The 17,944-nt window shown below is 72.5% G+C and carries 14 protein-coding genes; 5 read left to right on the forward strand and 9 right to left on the reverse strand.

Going from position 1 to position 17,944, the window contains the following annotated elements:
- Window positions 1-3: 3 nt before the first annotated feature.
- The 3 genes from DVA86_RS11915 to DVA86_RS11925 are packed head-to-tail and all read right to left on the reverse strand — an operon-like array spanning window position 4 to window position 4,843.
- The gene (locus DVA86_RS11915; RefSeq protein WP_208878007.1) at window positions 4-954 is read right to left on the reverse strand and encodes a hydroxymethylglutaryl-CoA lyase; all 951 of its coding nucleotides are present in this window, start codon (window positions 952-954) and stop codon (window positions 4-6) included.
- Window positions 951-3,197: an acetyl/propionyl/methylcrotonyl-CoA carboxylase subunit alpha gene (locus tag DVA86_RS11920; protein ID WP_208884631.1), complete on the reverse strand. Its 2,247-nt coding sequence runs from the start codon at window positions 3,195-3,197 to the stop codon at window positions 951-953. Before DVA86_RS11920 ends, DVA86_RS11915 begins: the two co-directional genes overlap by 4 nt.
- Before the next feature lie 14 nt (window positions 3,198-3,211).
- Entirely contained in the window at window positions 3,212-4,843 is a 1,632-nt protein-coding gene (locus DVA86_RS11925) for a carboxyl transferase domain-containing protein (protein ID WP_208878008.1), read from the reverse strand.
- Between the two features lie 78 nt (window positions 4,844-4,921).
- On the opposite strand from DVA86_RS11925, the gene DVA86_RS11930 reads away from it, so the two are divergent.
- Window positions 4,922-5,608 (forward strand): SACE_7040 family transcriptional regulator, encoded by a 687-nt coding sequence (locus DVA86_RS11930; protein ID WP_208878009.1) that lies wholly within the window; start codon window positions 4,922-4,924, stop codon window positions 5,606-5,608.
- 89 nt (window positions 5,609-5,697) lie between these two features.
- Window positions 5,698-6,855: an acyl-CoA dehydrogenase family protein gene (locus DVA86_RS11935; RefSeq protein WP_208878010.1), complete on the forward strand. Its 1,158-nt coding sequence runs from the start codon at window positions 5,698-5,700 to the stop codon at window positions 6,853-6,855.
- Window positions 6,856-6,867: 12 nt separating this feature from the next.
- On the opposite strand, the gene erm is transcribed toward DVA86_RS11935, so the two are convergent.
- From erm to DVA86_RS11945, 3 genes are all read right to left on the reverse strand, one after another.
- On the reverse strand, window positions 6,868-7,632 hold the full coding sequence (erm, locus tag DVA86_RS11940; RefSeq protein ID WP_208878012.1) for an ErmE/ErmH/ErmO/ErmR family 23S rRNA (adenine(2058)-N(6))-methyltransferase: 765 nt from the start codon (window positions 7,630-7,632) through the stop codon (window positions 6,868-6,870).
- Window positions 7,633-7,852: 220 nt separating this feature from the next.
- Complete coding sequence (locus DVA86_RS35930; RefSeq protein WP_281279281.1) at window positions 7,853-7,984, reverse strand: hypothetical protein; 132 nt, start codon at window positions 7,982-7,984, stop codon at window positions 7,853-7,855.
- Window positions 7,985-8,088: 104 nt separating this feature from the next.
- Window positions 8,089-8,895: a phosphatase gene (locus tag DVA86_RS11945; RefSeq protein WP_208878013.1), complete on the reverse strand. Its 807-nt coding sequence runs from the start codon at window positions 8,893-8,895 to the stop codon at window positions 8,089-8,091.
- Between the two features lie 114 nt (window positions 8,896-9,009).
- Here DVA86_RS11945 and speB point away from each other — a divergent pair, with 114 nt between their 5' ends.
- Complete coding sequence (gene speB / locus DVA86_RS11950) at window positions 9,010-10,083, forward strand: agmatinase (RefSeq protein ID WP_245996510.1); 1,074 nt, start codon at window positions 9,010-9,012, stop codon at window positions 10,081-10,083.
- 492 nt (window positions 10,084-10,575) lie between these two features.
- Window positions 10,576-14,460, forward strand: coding sequence for an ABC transporter ATP-binding protein (locus DVA86_RS11955; RefSeq protein ID WP_245996512.1), 3,885 nt, complete (start codon window positions 10,576-10,578; stop codon window positions 14,458-14,460).
- Between the two features lie 111 nt (window positions 14,461-14,571).
- Here DVA86_RS11955 and DVA86_RS11960 read toward each other — a convergent pair whose 3' ends face one another.
- Both DVA86_RS11960 and DVA86_RS11965 read right to left on the reverse strand, forming a co-directional pair.
- The gene (locus DVA86_RS11960) at window positions 14,572-14,805 is read right to left on the reverse strand and encodes a hypothetical protein (protein WP_208878016.1); all 234 of its coding nucleotides are present in this window, start codon (window positions 14,803-14,805) and stop codon (window positions 14,572-14,574) included.
- 16 nt (window positions 14,806-14,821) lie between these two features.
- Window positions 14,822-15,367 carry an NUDIX hydrolase gene (locus DVA86_RS11965; RefSeq protein ID WP_208878017.1) on the reverse strand — a complete coding sequence of 182 codons (546 nt, stop codon included), beginning with the start codon at window positions 15,365-15,367 and terminating at the stop codon, window positions 14,822-14,824.
- A 168-nt stretch (window positions 15,368-15,535) separates the two neighbouring features.
- Between DVA86_RS11965 and DVA86_RS11970 the strand changes: the two genes are divergently transcribed.
- The gene (locus DVA86_RS11970) at window positions 15,536-17,002 is read left to right on the forward strand and encodes a S28 family serine protease (RefSeq protein ID WP_208878019.1); all 1,467 of its coding nucleotides are present in this window, start codon (window positions 15,536-15,538) and stop codon (window positions 17,000-17,002) included.
- Between the two features lie 144 nt (window positions 17,003-17,146).
- Here the strand turns inward: DVA86_RS11970 and DVA86_RS11975 are convergent, their stop codons facing one another.
- Complete coding sequence (locus DVA86_RS11975) at window positions 17,147-17,944, reverse strand: sugar phosphate isomerase/epimerase family protein (protein ID WP_208878020.1); 798 nt, start codon at window positions 17,942-17,944, stop codon at window positions 17,147-17,149.

Here is a 17,944-nt window from a genome sequence, read left to right on the forward strand (position 1 = left end):
AGGTCACTCCTTGTGGGAGAGCGCGCGGACGGTACGGGAGGGGCTGGGGCGGCCCAGCCGTTCGGCCATCCACACGCTGGTGGCGGTGAGCCGGCCGAGGTCTGCCCCGGTTTCGATGCCGAGGCCGTGCAGCATCCACACGAGGTCTTCGGTGGCGAGATTGCCGGTGGCGCTCTTGGCGAACGGGCAGCCGCCGAGCCCGCCCGCGGACGCGTCCACCGTGCTGACGCCGTGCTGGAGCGCGGCGAACGTGTTGGCGAGGGCCTGGCCGTAGGTGTCGTGGAAGTGGACGGCGAGCCGCTCGGGCCCGATGCCCTCGGCACCCAGGGCGGTGAGCAGGCCCGCGACCTGGCCGGGGGTGGCGACGCCGATCGTGTCGCCCAGGCTCAGCTCGTCGCAGCCGAGGTCGGTCAGCGCCCGGCACACGCGGACCACCTGGGCGGGCGGCACCGGGCCCTCCCAGGGGTCGCCGAAGCACATCGACAGATAGCCGCGCACTCTCGCGCCCGCGTCCCGGGCACGGGCCACGACCGGCTCGAACATCGCCAGGGACTCGTCCACCGTGCGGTTGAGATTGGCCTTGGCGAAGGACTCCGTGGCGCTGGCGAACACGGCGACGTCGCGGGCGCCGAGGGCCAGCGCGCGGTCCAGCCCGCGCTCGTTCGGCACGAGCACCGGCAGCCGTACCCCGGTCAGATCCGCCAGCCGCGGATACAGCTCCTCCGCGTCGGCCAGCTGCGGCACCCACTTGGGGTGCACGAAGCTGGTCGCCTCCACCGTGCTCAGTCCGGCGTCGGCCAGCCGGTGGATGAACTCCGCCTTCACCTCGGCCGGAACGACCGCGGACTCGTTCTGCAGGCCGTCGCGCGGGCCCACTTCGTGGATGCGGACCCGGGACGGCAGCCCCTTGGCCCGTACGGTCATGGGCAGCCCCTTGGGCGGACCCTGCGTCATCGCGCACCCTCCTCGGGTTCCACGGGCCGCGTCTCCGCGCCCTGCCGGTCCGCCGCGGCCTCCTGCCGGTCCGCTGCCTCCGCCGTCTCCGCGGGCTCCACCACGGCGAGCACCTGGTCCATGGCGACGGTGCTGCCCGCCCGTACGTCCAGCTCCGTGACTGTCCCCGCGTACGGCGAGGCGATGACGTGCTCCATCTTCATCGCCTCGACCACCAGCAGGCTCTGGCCGGCGCCGACCGTGTCGCCGACGGCCGCCTTGACGACGGTGACGGTGCCGGGCATGGGCGCGGTGAGCGCCTCGCCGCCGTGCGCGCCCGCCCGTCCGCGGAGCGCCGCCTCGACCGGGTCGTGGTCCCGCACCTGCCAGGCCTCGCCGTCCCGGCCGAGCCAGCGGACGTCAGCACCGGCGGAGGCGTACGTGAAGCGGTGGCTGACGCCGGCCCAGACGAGCCGGAGGTCGCCGCCGGGGGCGACATGGACCGCGGCGGCGGTCGGCTCGCCGTCGCCGATACGGACCTCCAGCTCCGCCGCGGCAAGCTCAAGCCCAAGCCCAAGCCCAAGCCCGGATCCGGTCCCCGGCCCGGCTCCCGCGTCAACTCCCGGGCCCGGCCCGTCCGTTCCCGTGCCCGTGCCGGGCATGAGGCGGCCGCGCACCCGCACGGCGACCGGGTCGTGCCCGTGCACCCGCAGGTGGTGCACCGTCCAGGCGGCCTCGCCGCCGAGCCGCCAGCCGTTCGGCACCGAGAACGGGTCGGTCCACCCGTCGGCTCTCGCTACGGGCCCGGCAGGCTCCAGCGTCGCGTGGCGCAGCAGGGCGGCCGTCGCGTACACCTCGTCCGGCACGTCGCCGCGGACCAGCGTGTGCGCGTCGCGGTCGACGAGGCCCGTGTCCAACTCGCCCGACCGCACGGCCGGATGGTCCAGCAGCCGCCGCAGGAACGCGGCGTTCGTCTCCACTCCGAGCACCGAGGTGCCGGCGAGCGCGGACCGCAGCCGGCGCAGCGCCGACGGCCTGTCCGGCCCGTACGCGATCACCTTCGCCAGCATCGGGTCGTACGCCGTGCCGACCTCGGTGCCCTCCACAAGCCCGGAGTCCGTGCGCACGCCGTCGCCGCCCGGCTCGCGCAGGAACACGACGGTGCCCGCCGACGGCAGGAAGTCCACCCGGTCCGCACGGCCGGTGTGCTCGTCGCCGCTGATCCGGGCCGTCTCCGCGCACAGCCGCGCCTCGATCGCGTGCCCGGTCAGGCCGATGTCGCCCTGGGCGTACGGCAGTCGCTCGCCCGCCGCGATCCGGAGCTGCCACTCGACCAGGTCCAGCCCGGTGACCAGCTCGGTGACGGGGTGCTCGACCTGGAGCCGGGTGTTCATCTCCATGAAGAAGTACGCCCCGGGGTCGTCGCCCGGCACGATGAACTCCACCGTGCCCGCGCCGCGGTAGCCGCAGGACCGTGCGGCATTGACCGCCGCCTCGCCCATGGCCGCCCGGGTCTCCTCGTCCAGCAGCGGGCTCGGCGCCTCCTCGACGATCTTCTGGTGCCGGCGCTGGAGCGAGCACTCGCGCTCGCCGAGATGCACGACGTGGCCGTGCCCGTCCGCCAGCACCTGGATCTCGATGTGCCGCGGCCGGTCGATCCACCGCTCCACCAGCAGGGTGTCGTCCCCGAACGAGCCGCGCGCCTCCCGCCGCGCGGCGGCGATCTCGTCGTCCAGCCGCGACTCGTCCCGCACCAGCCGCATGCCCTTGCCGCCGCCGCCCGCCGACGGCTTCAGCAGCACGGGCATCCCGGTCTTCCGTGCGGCGGCGGCCAGTTCGGCGTCGTCGAGGCCGCTCCCGGACGAGCCCGGGACCACGGGCACGCCCGCCGCGCGGACCGTCTCCTTGGCGCGGATCTTGTCGCCCATCAGCTCGATCGCGTCGGGCGTCGGCCCGATGAACACCAGTCCCGCCGCCTCGCAGGCCCGCGCGAAGGCGGCGTTCTCGGCGAGGAAGCCGTATCCCGGGTGCACGGCCTGCGCGCCCACGCGGCGCGCGGCGGCCAGCAGCCGGTCGATGGACAGATAGCTCTCGGCGGCTGCCGTCGGCCCGATCCGGACCGCCGTGTCCGCTTCGCGGACGTGCCGCGCGTCGGCGTCCGCATCGCTGTACACGGCGGCCGAACGGACGCCCGCCTCCCGGAGGGTGCGGATCACCCGGACCGCGATCTCGCCGCGGTTGGCCACCAGCACGGTGTCGAACATGGTCATGGTCCCCCTCACATCCGGAAAACGCCGAAGTTGGGCACGCCCGGATCCTTCTGCGGCAGCGGTGCGTTGGCGCAGGCGGTGAGCGCGAGGCCGAGCACCGTACGGGTTTCCAACGGGTCGATCACGCCGTCGTCCCAGAGTCGCGCCGTCGCGTAGTAAGCGTTCCCCTGCTGCTCGTACTGCGCGCGGACGGGCGCGCGGAACGCGTCCTCGTCCTCCTGGCTCCACTCCTCGCCGCGCGCCTCCAGCTGGTCGCGTTTGACGGTGGCCAGCACGGACGCGGCCTGCTCGCCGCCCATCACGGAGATCTTGGCGTTGGGCCACATCCACAGGAAGCGCGGGTCGTAGGCCCGGCCGCACATGGAGTAGTTCCCCGCGCCGTACGAACCGCCTATCACGACGGTCAGCTTGGGCACCCGCGTGCAGGCCACGGCCGTGACCATCTTGGCGCCGTGCTTGGCGATGCCGCCCGCCTCGTAGTCCCTGCCGACCATGAAGCCAGAGATGTTCTGCAGGAACAGCAGGGGGATGCCGCGCTGGTCGCACAGCTCGACGAAGTGCGCGCCCTTCTGGGCGGATTCGGAGAACAGGATGCCGTTGTTCGCCACGATCCCCACCGGGTGGCCGTGGATCCGCGCGAAGCCGGTCACCAGCGTGGTGCCGAACTCCACCTTGAACTCCTGGAAGCGGGAGCCGTCCACGATCCGTGCGATCACCTCCCGCACGTCGTACGGCGTGCGGGAGTCCACCGGCACCGCCGCGTACAGCTCCGCCGGGTCCACCTCCGGCTCCGCCACGGGCCGCACGGACCAGGGGGGCGCCGGGCGCCGCGGCAGCGTGTCCACGATGTGCCGCACGATCCGCAGGGCGTGCGGGTCGTCCTCGGCGAGATGGTCGGTCACGCCGGAGACCCGGGAGTGCACCTCGCCGCCGCCCAGCTCCTCGGCCGTGACGACCTCGCCCGTGGCGGCCTTCACCAGCGGCGGCCCGCCCAGGAAGATCGTGCCCTGCTCGCGGACGATGACCGCCTCGTCGCTCATCGCGGGCACATACGCCCCGCCCGCCGTGCAGGAGCCGAGGACCGCGGCGATCTGCGGGATGCCCGCGCCGGACATCCGCGCCTGGTTGTAGAAGATCCGCCCGAAGTGCTCGCGGTCCGGGAAGACGTCGTCCTGCATCGGGAGGAACGCGCCGCCGGAGTCGACGAGATAGACGCACGGCAGTCTGTTCTGCAGGGCGACCTCCTGGGCCCGCAGATGCTTCTTCACCGTCATCGGGTAATACGTGCCGCCCTTGACCGTGGCGTCGTTGGCCACCACGACCACCTCGCGCCCCGACACCCGCCCGATCCCGGTGATCATCCCGGCCGCCGGCGCCGCCCCCTCGTACATCCCGTCGGCCGCCAGCGGTGCCAGCTCCAGGAACGGGGAGCCCGGGTCCAGCAGGCCGTCCACCCGGTCCCGCGGCAGCAGCTTGCCGCGCGCCGTGTGCCGCGCCCGCGCCTTCTCACCGCCGCCGAGCCGCGCGGCGGCCAGCTTCTCGCGCAGCCGCGCCGCGAGCTCGCGGTGCGCGGCCTCGTTCGCCCGGCCGGACTCGGATGCCGCGTGGACGCTGCTGACCAGCGTCGTCGCCTCCTGCATGCCGCTGAGCCCCCTAGAAAAGTTAATGCTCGTTAACCAGCTCCTCCAGGTTAACGAGCATTAACCCCGCTGTCTAGAATGGATTGCATGACCACTGAGACGGCAGCCGCCCCGACCCGCCGCGAGCAGATCCTGCGCGAGGCCGCCCGGCTCTTCGCCGAGCGCGGCTTCCACGGTGTCGGCGTGGACGAGATAGGAGCCGCGGTCGGCATCAGCGGCCCCGGTCTCTACCGCCACTTCGCGGGCAAGGACGCCATGCTGGCCGAGCTGCTGGTCGGCATCAGCAAGCGGCTGCACGAGGGCGGCCGGACGCGTACGGAGGAGTCGGCCGCCGCCGGGCTCGCCCCCGAGGCCACGCTGGACGCGCTGATCTCCGGGCACATCGACTTCGCGCTGGACGACCGCCCGCTGATCACCCTGCACGACCGCGAGCTGGACCGGCTCCGCGAGGCCGACCGCCGGCAGGTCCGCAAGCTCCAGCGGCAGTACGTGGAGCTGTGGGTGTCCGCCGTGCGGGACGTCTACCCCCGGCTGACCGAGCTGGAGGCGCGGGTCTCCGTGCACACCGTCTTCGGGCTGCTCAACTCCACCCCCCACCTCAGCGGTCCCGCCTCGCTCCCGGATCGCACGACCACCGCCGCGCTGCTGCACCGGCTCGCGCGCGGCGCGCTGACGGCGGCGGGGGAGGGCGCCCGTACAGGCCCGGACGTCGTCCACGGCCCCGGCTGGACCCTGGACAGTGCCGAGGACCGCCCGGTAACTTGAGCTGAGCAAGCGCTTAGACAGTAACGCTCGGACAGTGACGGGCGACCGGTGGCGGCGCGGCCCTGATGAGGCCGCGGTGGAGGTGCGACATGCGGCGTACGGTGTTCAACGAGGACCACGAGGCGTTCCGCCGGACCATCCGTGACTTCATCGAGGCGGAGGTCGCGCCCCAGTACTCCCAGTGGGCCGAACAGGGCTTCGTGCCCCGCGAGTTCTACAAGAAGCTCGGCGAGCTGGGCGTCTTCGGCATCGAGGTGCCCGAGGAGTACGGCGGCGCGGGCGAGGCCAGCTTCAAGTTCAACGCCGTGATCACCGAGGAGTGCGCGCGCGCCGGCGTGAGCTTCGGCGGCTCCAGCGTGCACACCGCGCTGTGCCTCCCGTACCTCCTCAAGTACGGCACCGAGGAGCAGAGGCGCCGCTGGTTGCCGTCCTTCGTCGCGGGCGAGCTGATGACCGCCATCGCGATGACCGAGCCCGGCGCCGGCTCCGACCTCGCGGGCATGCAGACCACCGCGAAGCTGTCCGAGGACGGCACGCACTACGTCCTGAACGGCGCCAAGACCTTCATCACCGGCGGCGTCCAGGCCGACCGCGTGCTCGTGTGCTGCCGCACCTCCCCGCCCACCCCCGAGGACCGGCGCAGCGGCATCTCCATCCTCGTCGTGGACACCACGACCGAGGGCTACGCCGTCGGCCGCACGCTCGACAAGCTCGGGCTGAAGACGTCCGACACCGCCGAACTCTCCTTCACCGACGTCAAGGTGCCCGTCTCCGACCTCCTCGGCGAGGAGGGCAAGGCGTTCGGCTACCTCACGCACAACCTGCCGCAGGAGCGCCTCGGCATCGCCGTCAGCGCGTACGCGCAGGCGGCGGCGGCCGTACGGTTCGCGCACGAGTACGTCAAGGAGCGCACGGTGTTCGGCCGGGAGGTGGCGTCCTTCCAGAACACCAAGTTCGTGCTCGCCGACTGCCGTACGGACGTCGACGCGATGCAGGCTGTCGTCGACCGCGCGCTGGAGGCGCACGACGCGGGCGAGCTGACGGCGGCCGACGCCGCCTCGGCCAAGCTGTTCACGACCGAGACGGCGGCCCGCGTCATCGACAAGTGCCTGCAGCTGCACGGCGGTTACGGCTACATGATGGAGTACCCCATCGCCCGCCTCTACGCGGACACCCGCGTCACCCGCATCTACGGCGGCACCAGCGAGGTCATGCGCTCCATCGTGGCCAAGTCGATGGGGCTGTAACCGAACGCGGAGCTAGCCGGCCAGCTCCCGGAACAGCCGCAGCCACTGCTCCGGCGGCACCACGCCCACCGGCGCCGCCTCGTCCAGCCCCAGCCGCCCGAAGGCCGCCCGGACCCCGCGGGTCCGGTACCTCCGGGCGAGCGTGGCCGCGAGTGAGCCGCCGACGCCCGTGAAGCCGTGACCGACGAACTCGCGGTAGGCCGCGAGCCGTTCCGGGGGCAGCAGCGGCTCCGGGCGGCGTTCGAGACGGAGCAGCGCCGAGTCCGTACGCGGCACCGGTGTGAAGCACTCGCGGCCGATCCGGGTGAGCAGCCGCCACTCGTACTCCGGCCATGTCCGCACCGTCAGCAGCGACCAGCGGCCGTAGCCGCCGGTGCGCTTGCGCGCGTACTCCAGCTGCGTCAGCAGCGTCGCCGAGGTCAGCCGCGGCGCGTCCAGGCACCAGCGGACGATGTCCGCGGTGCGCGCGTACGGGATGTTGCCCACCACCGCGAACGGCTCGCGCGGCGCACGTGCGCGCAGGAAGTCCCCGTGCACAGGGCGGACGTTGGGGTGCGAGCGGACGCGGGCCGGCAGCCGCGCGGCGAGGCGGGGGTCGATCTCGTACGCGATGACGCGGCGTACGCGGCCGGCCAGCGCGCGGGTGAGCACCCCTTCGCCCGCGCCCGGTTCGACGACCAGGGCGTCGGGGGGCAGCGCCGCCGAGCGCACGATGCGCTGGACGGCGGCGGGGTGGTGCAGGAAGTTCTGGGAAAGCGTCTTGCGGCGGCGTGCCACGGTGAGGTCCTCAGGTGGAGGACAGGCATGCGGAAGCGGGGCCTGTCCGGGTCGGGAAGGGACACCGGAGGCCTGGGCACACGTGGGGACGCGTCGTCAGGTCATGAGAGTGAGCTCTGCACCCGCCGCGGGGCGGGGCCGTTCGCGGCCCGCGCCGGGCGGGGTCGCGGAAGGACGGGAGGTCCCGGCGGAAGCGGGAGTCCCGGGGCGCGCTGCGGACTCAGACGCCGGAGGCGTCCTGGCGTACCAGGGCCTGGCGCCGACCGCGCGGGCGGTAGGTCAGAAGAAGGCATCGACCGCAGCGCCGCGCGTCAGCGCGGAAGCCGTCGGTGATCGCCGTGAATGCCGACATGGGGAGGACGGTAGAGCGGCGCGGCGCCGCCGGGCAAACGCTTTTCTGCCCGGCCGCACGGGGCCGCTCGGGGCCGCACGGTCCGCTCCGGCGGCCCGGCGCGCTCAGTCGGCGCTGAGGTCCGCCGAGGCGAGGAGGTACGCGGTCATGGGCTCGTAGAAGCGCGGGTCGGTCACGTGGTCGTCCAGCGGGACGGCGACCGACAGGGTGCCCTCGGCCTCGCCGAGGAACAGCGCCGGGTCGTTGCAGTCGGCGAAGCCGACCGCGTCCACGCCGTGCTGCGCGGCGCAGCCGGCCCAGCCGTGGTCCGCGACGACGAGGTCCGGCAGCGGCTCCTCCGCCCGCTCGAACGCGTCGAGGATCTGCCGCATCGGCTCCGGCGAGTGCGTGTGCCACAGCGAGGCGCCGCGCTCGTACACCGCGACCCCGCTGAACTGCACGACCACCCCGTCGTCCGGGTACAGCCCGAGCGGCGCCCGTACGATCTCGCAGCCCGCCAGCCGCAGCGCCAGCGCCAGCGTGCCGTGCATGTCCAGCAGCGCGCCGGGGTGGCCGGTCGCGAAGAGCACCCGCTTGCGGCTCTCGGCGGCCTTCCGCAGCTGCGCCGCCGCCCGGTCGAGCGCGCCGACGGTCAGGTCGGGGTCGATGGTGTCCTGGCCCTGCCGGTGGTCCGGGTCGTCGCTGACGCCGCAGCGCTCCGCCATCACGGCCAGTACGTCCTGCTCGTCCGTCCAGCGGTCACCCAGTTCCAGGCCGAGCCAGAAGTGCCGGTCGCCGTTCGCGAGCTTGCGGTAGTGGGAGAGGTTGTTCTCGCGGGGAGTGGCGACGTCGCCGGCGATCCGGGTCCGTACGAGGTGCTCGATCAGCTCGGTCCGGGAGGGCGGGGCGGGCAATGGCAGTGGCAATGGCATGGCGCCATTGTGACTCGTACATCCGGTCGATGGACGGTGTGTCCAAAAAGGCGGCCTTCGATCATCGGATCCGTCCATGTGGAGTCCCGTCGTCCGCTGCCTACGCTCCCCACCATGACGACCACCGCGAACGACGTGCCCGAACCGCGCGAGCCGCGCGCGCGGAGCCTCGAAACCCGGCAGGACGGGGAGGCGCCGGAGGACCAACGGACCGGCGTGCCCGAGCAGTTGCCGCGCGGCCCCGTCGACTCCTCCCGCGTCCCCCGGTACGCCGGCCCGGCGACCTTCGCCCGGCTGCCGCGGCTGGACGAGGTGGGGGGCAGGGCGGACGTGGCGGTGGTCGGTGTGCCGTTCGACACAGGCGTGTCGTACCGTCCGGGCGCCCGCTTCGGCGGAAACGCCATCCGGGAGGCGTCCCGCCTGCTGCGCCCGTACAACCCGGCGCAGGACGCGTCGCCGTTCGCCCTCGCGCAGGTCGCGGACGCGGGCGACATCGCGGCGAACCCGTTCGACATCGACGAGGCCGTGGAGACCGTGCAGGCGGCGGCCGACGCCGTGCTGGACTCCGGGGCCCGGCTGATGACCCTCGGCGGCGACCACACCATCGCGCTGCCGCTGCTGCGCGCGGTCGCGCGCAAGCACGGCCCTGTCGCGCTGCTGCACTTCGACGCGCACCTGGACACCTGGGACACGTACTTCGGCGCCGCCTACACCCACGGCACGCCCTTCCGGCGGGCCGTCGAGGAGGGCGTACTGGACACGTCGGCCCTCTCCCACGTGGGCATACGCGGCCCGCTGTACGGCCCGAAGGACCTGGACGACGACGCGAAGATGGGCTTCGGCATCGTCACCTCGGCGGACGTCATGCGCCGCGGCCCGGACGAGGTCGCGCAGCAGCTGCGGGAGCGGATCGGGGACCGGCCGCTGTACGTGTCCGTCGACATCGACGTCCTGGACCCCGCCCACGCGCCCGGCACCGGCACCCCGGAGGCGGGCGGGCTCACTTCGCGGGAGCTGCTGGAGATCCTGCGCGGGCTGTCCGGCTGCCGGCTCGTGTCCGCGGACCTGGTCGAGGTGGCGCCGGCATACGACCACGCGGAGATCACCTCGGTTGCGGCCTCGCACACCGCGTACGAGCTCACGACGCTGATGGCGCGGCAGGTCGCGGAGGCACGCGAGGAGTCCTGAGGGGGCCGGAAGGGGGTTCGGGCAGGCGGTTTCCAGCCGTGTTCGAGCGGGCCTGGATCCGGAGCCCTGCCCTTAGGGTCACCTTCGTAGGCCGGCGCGCGAGGTAACTGCGCTGGTGGGGAGGCGGAGAGTGGTCAGACCTCTACGGAAAGTAGTGTTACATCCCGCCATCGATTTAATACGCAACGTTACTGGTTTTGTTCGGTCGAGGTGCGAAGGGTGAATGTTTTCGGCAGACTCCTGATCGCTGTCCCGCGGGACGGGGCGTCGAATGACGGAAGGCGGGCTGGCCCTGTGGGGGGTGCCTGGTTCGCCGAAGGCCACCGACACGGCGCCCCGAACGGAACGGCCCCGGAGAAGTATGCGGCTCCTCCGGGGCCGTCTCCGGTTGTTGTTCCCCCTCGTCTTCTCCGTACTCGGGATGAAATCGCTTGACCACGCTGTTGCATGGTCCGGCAGCATCAGCGGTCGGACGGCGGAAGGACACGGGGCGTGGGGGAAACGGAAACGACGGGGGAAAAGGCACCGGAAGGCGAGCGGCCCGGCTGGGCGCGGCGCCTGGTGCGGCTGTGCTGGCGGTACAAACGCAACGTCCTGCTGTCGCTGGGCGCGTCCCTCGGCGGCATGGCCGTCATGGCCCTCGTGCCGCTGCTGACCAAGGTGATCGTGGACGACGTCGTGGACGGCGGCGAGGGCAGCATGGCCCTGTGGGTCGGCCTGCTGCTCGCCGCTGCGGTCGTCATCTACGTCTTCACGTACATCCGGCGTTACTACGGCGGCCGTCTCGCCCTCGACGTGCAGCACGACCTGCGTACGGCGATGTACGAGGCCATCGTCAGGCTCGACGGACGCCGCCAGGACGAGTTGAGCACCGGTCAGGTCGTCGGGCGCGGCACGAGCGACCTCCAGCTGGTGCAGAGCCTGCTGTTCATGGTCCCGATGATGCTCGGCAACATCCTGCTGTTCGCCGTCGCCATCGTCGTGATGCTGGTCCTGTCGCCGCTGCTGACGGCCGTCTCGCTGGCCGTCGCCCCGCTGCTGTGGTGGATAGCCAACCTCAGCCGTACGCGGCTGTTCCCCGCCACCTGGTACGCGCAGCAGCAGGCCGGCGCCGTCGCCTCCGTGGTGGACGGCGCGGTCACCGGCGTACGCGTGGTGAAGGGGTTCGGGCAGGAGCGGCAGGAGACGGGGAAGCTGCGCGGCATCAGCCGCACGCTGTTCGCGGCCCGCATGCGCACCGTACGGCTGAACGCCCGCTACACGCCCGCACTGCAGGCGGTGCCCTCCATCGGGCAGGTCGCAATGCTGGCGCTGGGCGGCTGGATGGCCACCCGCGGGCAGATCACGCTGGGCACCTTCGTCGCGTTCTCCACGTACCTCGCCCAACTCGTCGGCCCCGTACGGATGCTGGCCATGATGCTCACCATCGGGCAGCAGGCGCGGGCCGGCGTGGAGCGCGTCTTCGACCTCATCGACACCGAGCCCGGCATGACCGAGCGGCCCGACGCGCACGCGCTCCCGGCCGACGCGGACGCGTCCGTCGAGTTCGACGACGTCAGCTTCGGCTACGCACCGGCCGGCGACACGACGGCGCCCGGCGGCGAGCCGGGGCACCGGGTGCTCGACGGGTTCAGCCTGCGCATCGAGCCCGGTGAGACCGTCGCCGTCGTCGGACCCAGCGGCAGCGGCAAGTCCACCGTCTCGATGCTGCTGCCCCGCTACTACGACGCGACCGGCGGCGCCGTACGCGTCGGCGGCCACGACGTACGCGATCTGACGCTCGAGTCGCTGCGCGCGGCCATCGGGCTGGTGCCGGAGAACAGCTTCCTGTTCTCCGACACGATCCGCGCCAACATCGCGTACGGCGCCCCCGGCGCGACGGACGAGCAGGTACGGGAGGCCGCGCGCGCCGCGCAGGCGGACGGCTTCGTCAACGACCTGCCGGACGGCTACGACACCACCGTCGGCGAACAGGGCCTCACCCTCTCCGGCGGCCAGCGGCAGCGCATCGCGCTCGCCCGCGCGATCCTCACCGACCCGCGACTGCTCGTCCTGGACGACGCCACCTCCGCCGTCGACGCCCGCGTGGAGCACGAGATCCACGATGCGCTGCGCGGCGTGATGGAGGGGCGCACCACCCTGCTCATCGCGCACCGGCAGTCGACGCTCGCGCTCGCGGACCGTATCGCCGTCCTGGACGGCGGGCGGCTGGTGGACACCGGCACGCACGAGGAACTCACCGCACGCTGCGAGCTGTACCGCAGGCTGCTCACCGACCCGGACGAACTGGCCGAGACGGAGCGCGATCCCGCAGGCCTCGCCGCGCGCGCGGCGCAGGACGGGCACGGCGTACAGAGCGCGGCGCAGGCCGCACCCGACGGGCACAACGGCCACGGTGCGCACCGTACGGTGGACGGCGTGACGCCCGCCCTGTGGGTGCGCAAGAACGGCTCCGCGGAGGCGGCCGGCGGCACCTCCGGCGGCGCCGCCTCCGCCGCCTCCCAGAGCGGACGCACCTTCGGGCCCGACCTCGGCGCGCTGCCCGGCAGCCCCGAACTGCTCGCACAGGTCGCCGCGCTGCCGCCCGCGAACGACATCCCGGACATCGACGAGGACCGCGCGGAACGCCCCGAGGAGTCGTACGGACTGCGCCGCCTGCTGCGCGGATTCGGCGCGCCCCTCGCCGTCGCCCTCGCGTTCGTCGCGCTCGACGCGACGGCCGGGCTGGCGCTCCCCGTCCTCATCCGGCACGGCATCGACGAGGGCGTCACCAAGCTCGCGCTGGGCGCCGTCTGGACCGCCTCCCTGCTGGCGCTGGCCATCGTGGTCGTGCAGTGGGGCGCGCAGACGGGAGCCGTACGGCTCACGGGGCGTGCGGGGGAGCGGATTCTGTACGCGCTCCGGGTCAAGATCTTCGCGCACCTGCAGCGGCTCGGACTCGACTACTACGAACGGCACCTGGGCGGCGCCGTGATGACCCGTATGACCACCGACGTGGACGCCCTGTCCACGTTCCTGCAGACGGGTCTGGTCACCGCCGTCGTCTCGCTGCTGACGTTCCTCGGCATCCTCGTCGCCCTGCTCGTCATCGACGTGCAGCTGGCGCTGCTGGTCTTCGCCACGCTGCCGCTGCTCGCCGTCGGCACGTTCTACTTCCGGCGGCAGAGCGTCAAGGCGTACGAGCTGGCGCGGGAACGCGTCAGTGGCGTCAACGCCGACCTCCAGGAGACCGTCGCCGGGCTCCGTATGGTGCAGGCGTTCCGCGGCGAGAAGCGCGGCGCGGCGCGGTTCGCGGAGCGCAGCAGCGCGTACCGGCAGGCGCGGGTCCGCGGCCAGTGGCTGATCTCCGTCTACTTCCCGTTCGTGCAGCTGCTCGCCTCCCTCGCCACCGCCGCGGTGCTCGTGGTGGGCTCCGGACGGGTCAGCGACGGGACGCTGACGGCGGGCGCGCTGGTGGCGTATCTGCTCTACATAGAGCTGTTCTTCGCCCCCGTACAGCAGCTCTCCCAGGTCTTCGACGGCTATCAGCAGGCGTCCGTCTCCCTCGGCCGCATCCAGGAACTGCTGCGCGAGGACACGACCACCCCGGTGGCCGCCAAGCCGCAGCCGGTCGACGCGCTGCGCGGTGACATCGCGTTCCAGGACGTGCACTTCTCCTACTCCACGGCGGACGGCGAGGAGGAAGCGCTGACCGGCATCGACCTGGAGATCCCGGCCGGGCAGACGGTGGCGTTCGTCGGCGAGACAGGCGCGGGCAAGTCCACCCTCGTGAAGCTCGTCGCGCGGTTCTACGACCCCACATCGGGCACCGTACGGATCGACGGCAGGGACCTGCGTCAGCTGGACCTCGCCGGCTACCGGCACCGGCTCGGCGTCGTGCCGCAGGAGCCGTACCTCTTCCCCGGCACCGTCCGGGACGCCATCGCGTACGGGCGGCCCGACGCCACCGACGCCGAAGTGGAGGCGGCGGCACGGGCGGTGGGCGCGCACGACATGATCGCGTCGCTGGCGGAGGGCTATCTGCACCCCGTGTCGGAGCGCGGCCGCAATCTCTCGGCCGGGCAGCGCCAGCTGATCGCGCTGGCCCGCGCCGAACTGGTCGACCCGGACGTGCTGCTCCTCGACGAGGCGACCGCGGCCCTCGACCTGGCCACCGAGTCACTCGTCAACCAGGCCACGGACCGGCTCGCACGCAGGCGTACCACGCTCGTCGTGGCGCACCGGCTGAGCACCGCCGCGCGCGCGGACCGCGTCGTGGTCCTCTCGCACGGCCGCGTCGTCGAGACGGGCACCCACGCGGAACTGCTCGAACGGGACGGGCACTACGCCGAACTGTGGCGGGTGTACTCGGGGGTGCCGCAGCCGACGGCGGTCTGACGGGCGGCCCCTGAGGGGCCTGAGGCTCTGTGACGGCCCCTGACGCCCTGACGGTCCGGAGGGCGTACGGGCGGGAGCTCCCGCCCGTACGCCCTCCGCCTGCCCCGTACGTCAGCGGCGGCCGCGCTGCCGGTTGCGCGGGTGGCTGCGGGCCGTGCGCTCGTTCCCGTGGCGGTAGTTGCCCGTCCAGCGGGCCATCACCAGCTGCGGGTCGCCGGAGGCGACCTCCGCGAGGAAGCGTTCGGCGCGGGCGCCGCGCAGCGTGCCCGCGGCGCGTCCGTGGTGGCTGATGCGGACGCTGCCGTCCGCGTACTGCTCGTAGGTGAATCCCCCGGGTGCTGCCATGCGCTGACGCTAGCGTTCAGGGCTGGAAGCGTGCGACCAGATATTCGTCCACCGTCTGCACCCGGCCGCCGTCCGGCATCGGCTCCCTGTCGCGGCGCCAGTGGACGGCGGAGACCTCCGAGTTGGGCACGAACGGCGCCGGTTCCGGCCCCGCCCCCGGCCCGGCCGCCGTCTCCGGCGACACCGCCGTGAACACCGCGCCGTAGAGCACCCGCCGCAGCCGGCCCAGGTAGGTCTTCGCGAAGCCCACGAAGCGCAGCTCCGCTTCGGGCACCCGCTGGCCGGTCTCCTCCCACAGCTCCCGTACGGCTGCGGCGCGCGGCCGCTCGCCCGGCTCGATCCCGCCGCCGGGCAGCTCCCAGCAGGCGCGGTGGTCCACGTACACCATGAGCACCCGATCCCCGCGCCACAGGAGGACCAGCGCGAAGCCCACCTCCGCGTCGTCGAACCGCGCGTCCTCCGGCTCCTGATGGAACGACAGCAGCTCGATCCCGAGCGGTCCGGACACGAGCGGCTGTTCGCCGGTGCCCTCGGCGGAGGGTACGGAGTGGGAATCGGTCATGGTCCGAGCGTACGCACCGGGGTCTACGCAATGTGGGCGTACGGCAGGGGCACGTACGCGGGGGCGTGCACGCGAGGGGGCGCGGAGCCTGGCGGAGCAACCGTCGCCCCCGATAGGTTCGCCTGCGACCTTTCGGCTGGAACGCAACTGAACTCAAGGGGAGCGTGAATGGGCAAGGCGCTCAGATGGCTGCTGTCGCTCGTGGTGCTCATCGGCACCGTCGGCGCCGGCGGCGCGTCGGCAGGGGCCGCCACCGCGGCCGGGACCGGCAACGGCACCGACATCGGCAGCAGCAACGGAACCCAGGTCGGCGACAGCACCGACATCAAGGACCGCATCCTCGCGATTCCCGGGATGAGCCTCATCGAGGAGAAGCCGGCCGACGGCTACCGCTTCTTCCTCCTCAACTACGAGCAGCCCGTCGACCACCGCAAGCCGAAGGCGGGCACCTTCAAGCAGCGGCTGACGATCCTGCACAAGAACGAGGACCGGCCCACGGTCTTCTTCACCTCCGGCTACAACATGAGCGAGGAGCCGCGGCGCAGCGAGCCGACCCAGATCGTGGACGGCAACCAGGTGTCGCTGGAATACCGCTACTTCACCCCGTCCCGGCCCGACCCGGCCGACTGGAGCAAGCTCGACATCTGGCAGGCGGCCAGCGACCAGCACCGCGTGCACAAGGCGCTCAGCCGGATCTACGACCGGAACTGGGTGTCCACCGGCGGCAGCAAGGGCGGCATGACCGCGACGTACTACCGCCGCTTCTACCCCGAGGACATGGACGGCACCGTCGCCTACGTCGCGCCCAACAACGTGGACAACGACGAGGAGTCGGCGTACGACGAGTTCTTCGCCTCCGTCTCCACCGCCGACTGCCGCAAGCGCCTCGCCGACGTCCAGCGCGAAGCGCTGGTGCGGCGCGACGAGATGGTCGAGCGCTACGAGAAGCTGGCCGAGCAGGAGGGCTACACCTTCAAGCTGGTCGGCACGGCCGACAAGGCGTACGAGGTGCTCGCGCTGGACCTGGTGTGGGGCTTCTGGCAGTACCAGACGGAGGCCGACTGCGCCGACGTCCCGAAGCCGTCCGCGAGCACGGACGAGCTGTACGCCTGGATCGACGAGGTCGGCGGCTTCTCGTCGTACGCCGACCAGGGCCTGGAGCCGTACGTGCCGTACTACTACCAGGCGGGCACCCAGCTCGGACAGCCCGACGTGGCCACCCCGGAGCTCGAGGACCTGCTGCGCTACCCGGGCATCAACACGCCGCGCAGCTTCGTGCCCCGCGACATCCCGATGCACTTCGACAAGAAGGCGATGAAGGACATCGACAGGTGGGTCCGCAAGGACTCCTCCGAGATGCTGTTCGTCAACGGGGAGAACGACCCGTGGGGCGCCGAACCGTTCCGTACGGGCAAGGGCAGCGAGGACTCGTACGTCTACACCGCGCCCGGCCAGAACCACGGCGCGGCGATCAAGACGCTGCGCGAAGAGGAGCGGAAGTCGGCCACCGCGAGGCTGCTGGACTGGGCGGACGTGGACAGTGAGCGGCGCGTCACCGGCTCGACGAAGCGGCTGACGACGGCGGACCCGAAGCTGGACCGCCCGGACAAGTCGGAGCGGACACTGCGTCCCTGACGCGCGCCCGTACGGCGCGGCGTAGCCGCCGTACGCCGCAGACCCGCCGCCGCGGTGCCTTTGGCGCCGCGGCGGCGGCATGTCGGGTCGTGGCGGCATGAAGGACCACCGGAGCGGAGCACGTACGGCCGACCGCCGGAGGCCCTACGCCGCGGCCGACAGCAGCCGCAGCAGGTGGTCCCGTACGGCGGGCAGCGCCGCGGGAAGCTCCGGCACCTGCGGGTACCAGCGCTTCTCGTACTCCCAGCACAGCCACCCGTCCCAGCCCGCGCGGCTCAGCAGCTCGACGACCTCCGCGAGCGGCAGCACACCTTCGCCCGGCGGCAGCGGAGTGGTGTCGTCCACCGAGGCGATGTCCTTGACCTGTACGTAGCCGAGGTGCGGCGCGAGCAGGCGCAGGGTCTCCGCCGGGTCCTCTCCGCCGCGCCACGTGTGCATGACGTCCCACAGGGCGCCGACGGAACCGCTCCCTACGGAGTTCAGTACGCGCGCGGCGTCCTCCCCTGTACGGTGCGAGTCGTGCGTCTCCAGCAGCACTCGCGCACCCAGGTCGGAGGCCTGCGAGGCGGCCGCCGAGAGCCGGCGTACGGCTGTCGCGTCCGCCTCCGCCGTACCGCTGTCGCCGCCGCCCGGGAAGACCCGTACGTACGGCGCGCCCAGGTCGCGGGCGAGCTCCAGGAGGGCGCGGATCTGCGTGAGTACGGGCTCGTCGTCGCCGGGGGCGGCGACCTTCGCGTAGCCCGCCACGGTCAGGATCTCGACGCCCGCCGCCTTGAGCCGCTCGACGACCTCGACCCGTTCGTTGAGGGAGAGGCCCGGATGGACCGGTTCCTCGGAGTGCGCGCGGAGCTCGACTCCGTGGAAGCCGTTCTGGGAGGCGAGGCGGGCGACCTCGGGGATGGGCATGCCGGGGACGCCGAGCGTGGAGAAAGCCAGTCGCAT

Source organism: Streptomyces armeniacus, assembly GCF_003355155.1.
GTDB lineage: Bacteria > Actinomycetota > Actinomycetes > Streptomycetales > Streptomycetaceae > Streptomyces > Streptomyces armeniacus.

Excerpts from the sequence above, each read along its gene's own strand:
- DVA86_RS11915 (WP_208878007.1), bottom strand. The coding sequence starts at position 954 with ATGACGCAGGGTCCGCCCAAGGGGCTGCCCATGACCGTACGGGCCAAG.
- DVA86_RS11920 (WP_208884631.1), bottom strand. The coding sequence starts at position 3,197 with ATGTTCGACACCGTGCTGGTGGCCAACCGCGGCGAGATCGCGGTCCGG.
- DVA86_RS11925 (WP_208878008.1), bottom strand. The coding sequence starts at position 4,843 with ATGCAGGAGGCGACGACGCTGGTCAGCAGCGTCCACGCGGCATCCGAG.
- DVA86_RS11930 (WP_208878009.1), top strand. The coding sequence starts at position 4,922 with ATGGATTGCATGACCACTGAGACGGCAGCCGCCCCGACCCGCCGCGAG.
- DVA86_RS11935 (WP_208878010.1), top strand. The coding sequence starts at position 5,698 with ATGCGGCGTACGGTGTTCAACGAGGACCACGAGGCGTTCCGCCGGACC.
- DVA86_RS35930 (WP_281279281.1), bottom strand. The coding sequence starts at position 7,984 with ATGTCGGCATTCACGGCGATCACCGACGGCTTCCGCGCTGACGCGCGG.
- DVA86_RS11945 (WP_208878013.1), bottom strand. The coding sequence starts at position 8,895 with ATGCCATTGCCACTGCCATTGCCCGCCCCGCCCTCCCGGACCGAGCTG.
- speB (WP_245996510.1), top strand. The coding sequence starts at position 9,010 with ATGACGACCACCGCGAACGACGTGCCCGAACCGCGCGAGCCGCGCGCG.
- DVA86_RS11960 (WP_208878016.1), bottom strand. The coding sequence starts at position 14,805 with ATGGCAGCACCCGGGGGATTCACCTACGAGCAGTACGCGGACGGCAGC.
- DVA86_RS11965 (WP_208878017.1), bottom strand. The coding sequence starts at position 15,367 with ATGACCGATTCCCACTCCGTACCCTCCGCCGAGGGCACCGGCGAACAG.
- DVA86_RS11970 (WP_208878019.1), top strand. The coding sequence starts at position 15,536 with ATGGGCAAGGCGCTCAGATGGCTGCTGTCGCTCGTGGTGCTCATCGGC.
- DVA86_RS11975 (WP_208878020.1), bottom strand. The coding sequence starts at position 17,944 with ATGCGACTGGCTTTCTCCACGCTCGGCGTCCCCGGCATGCCCATCCCC.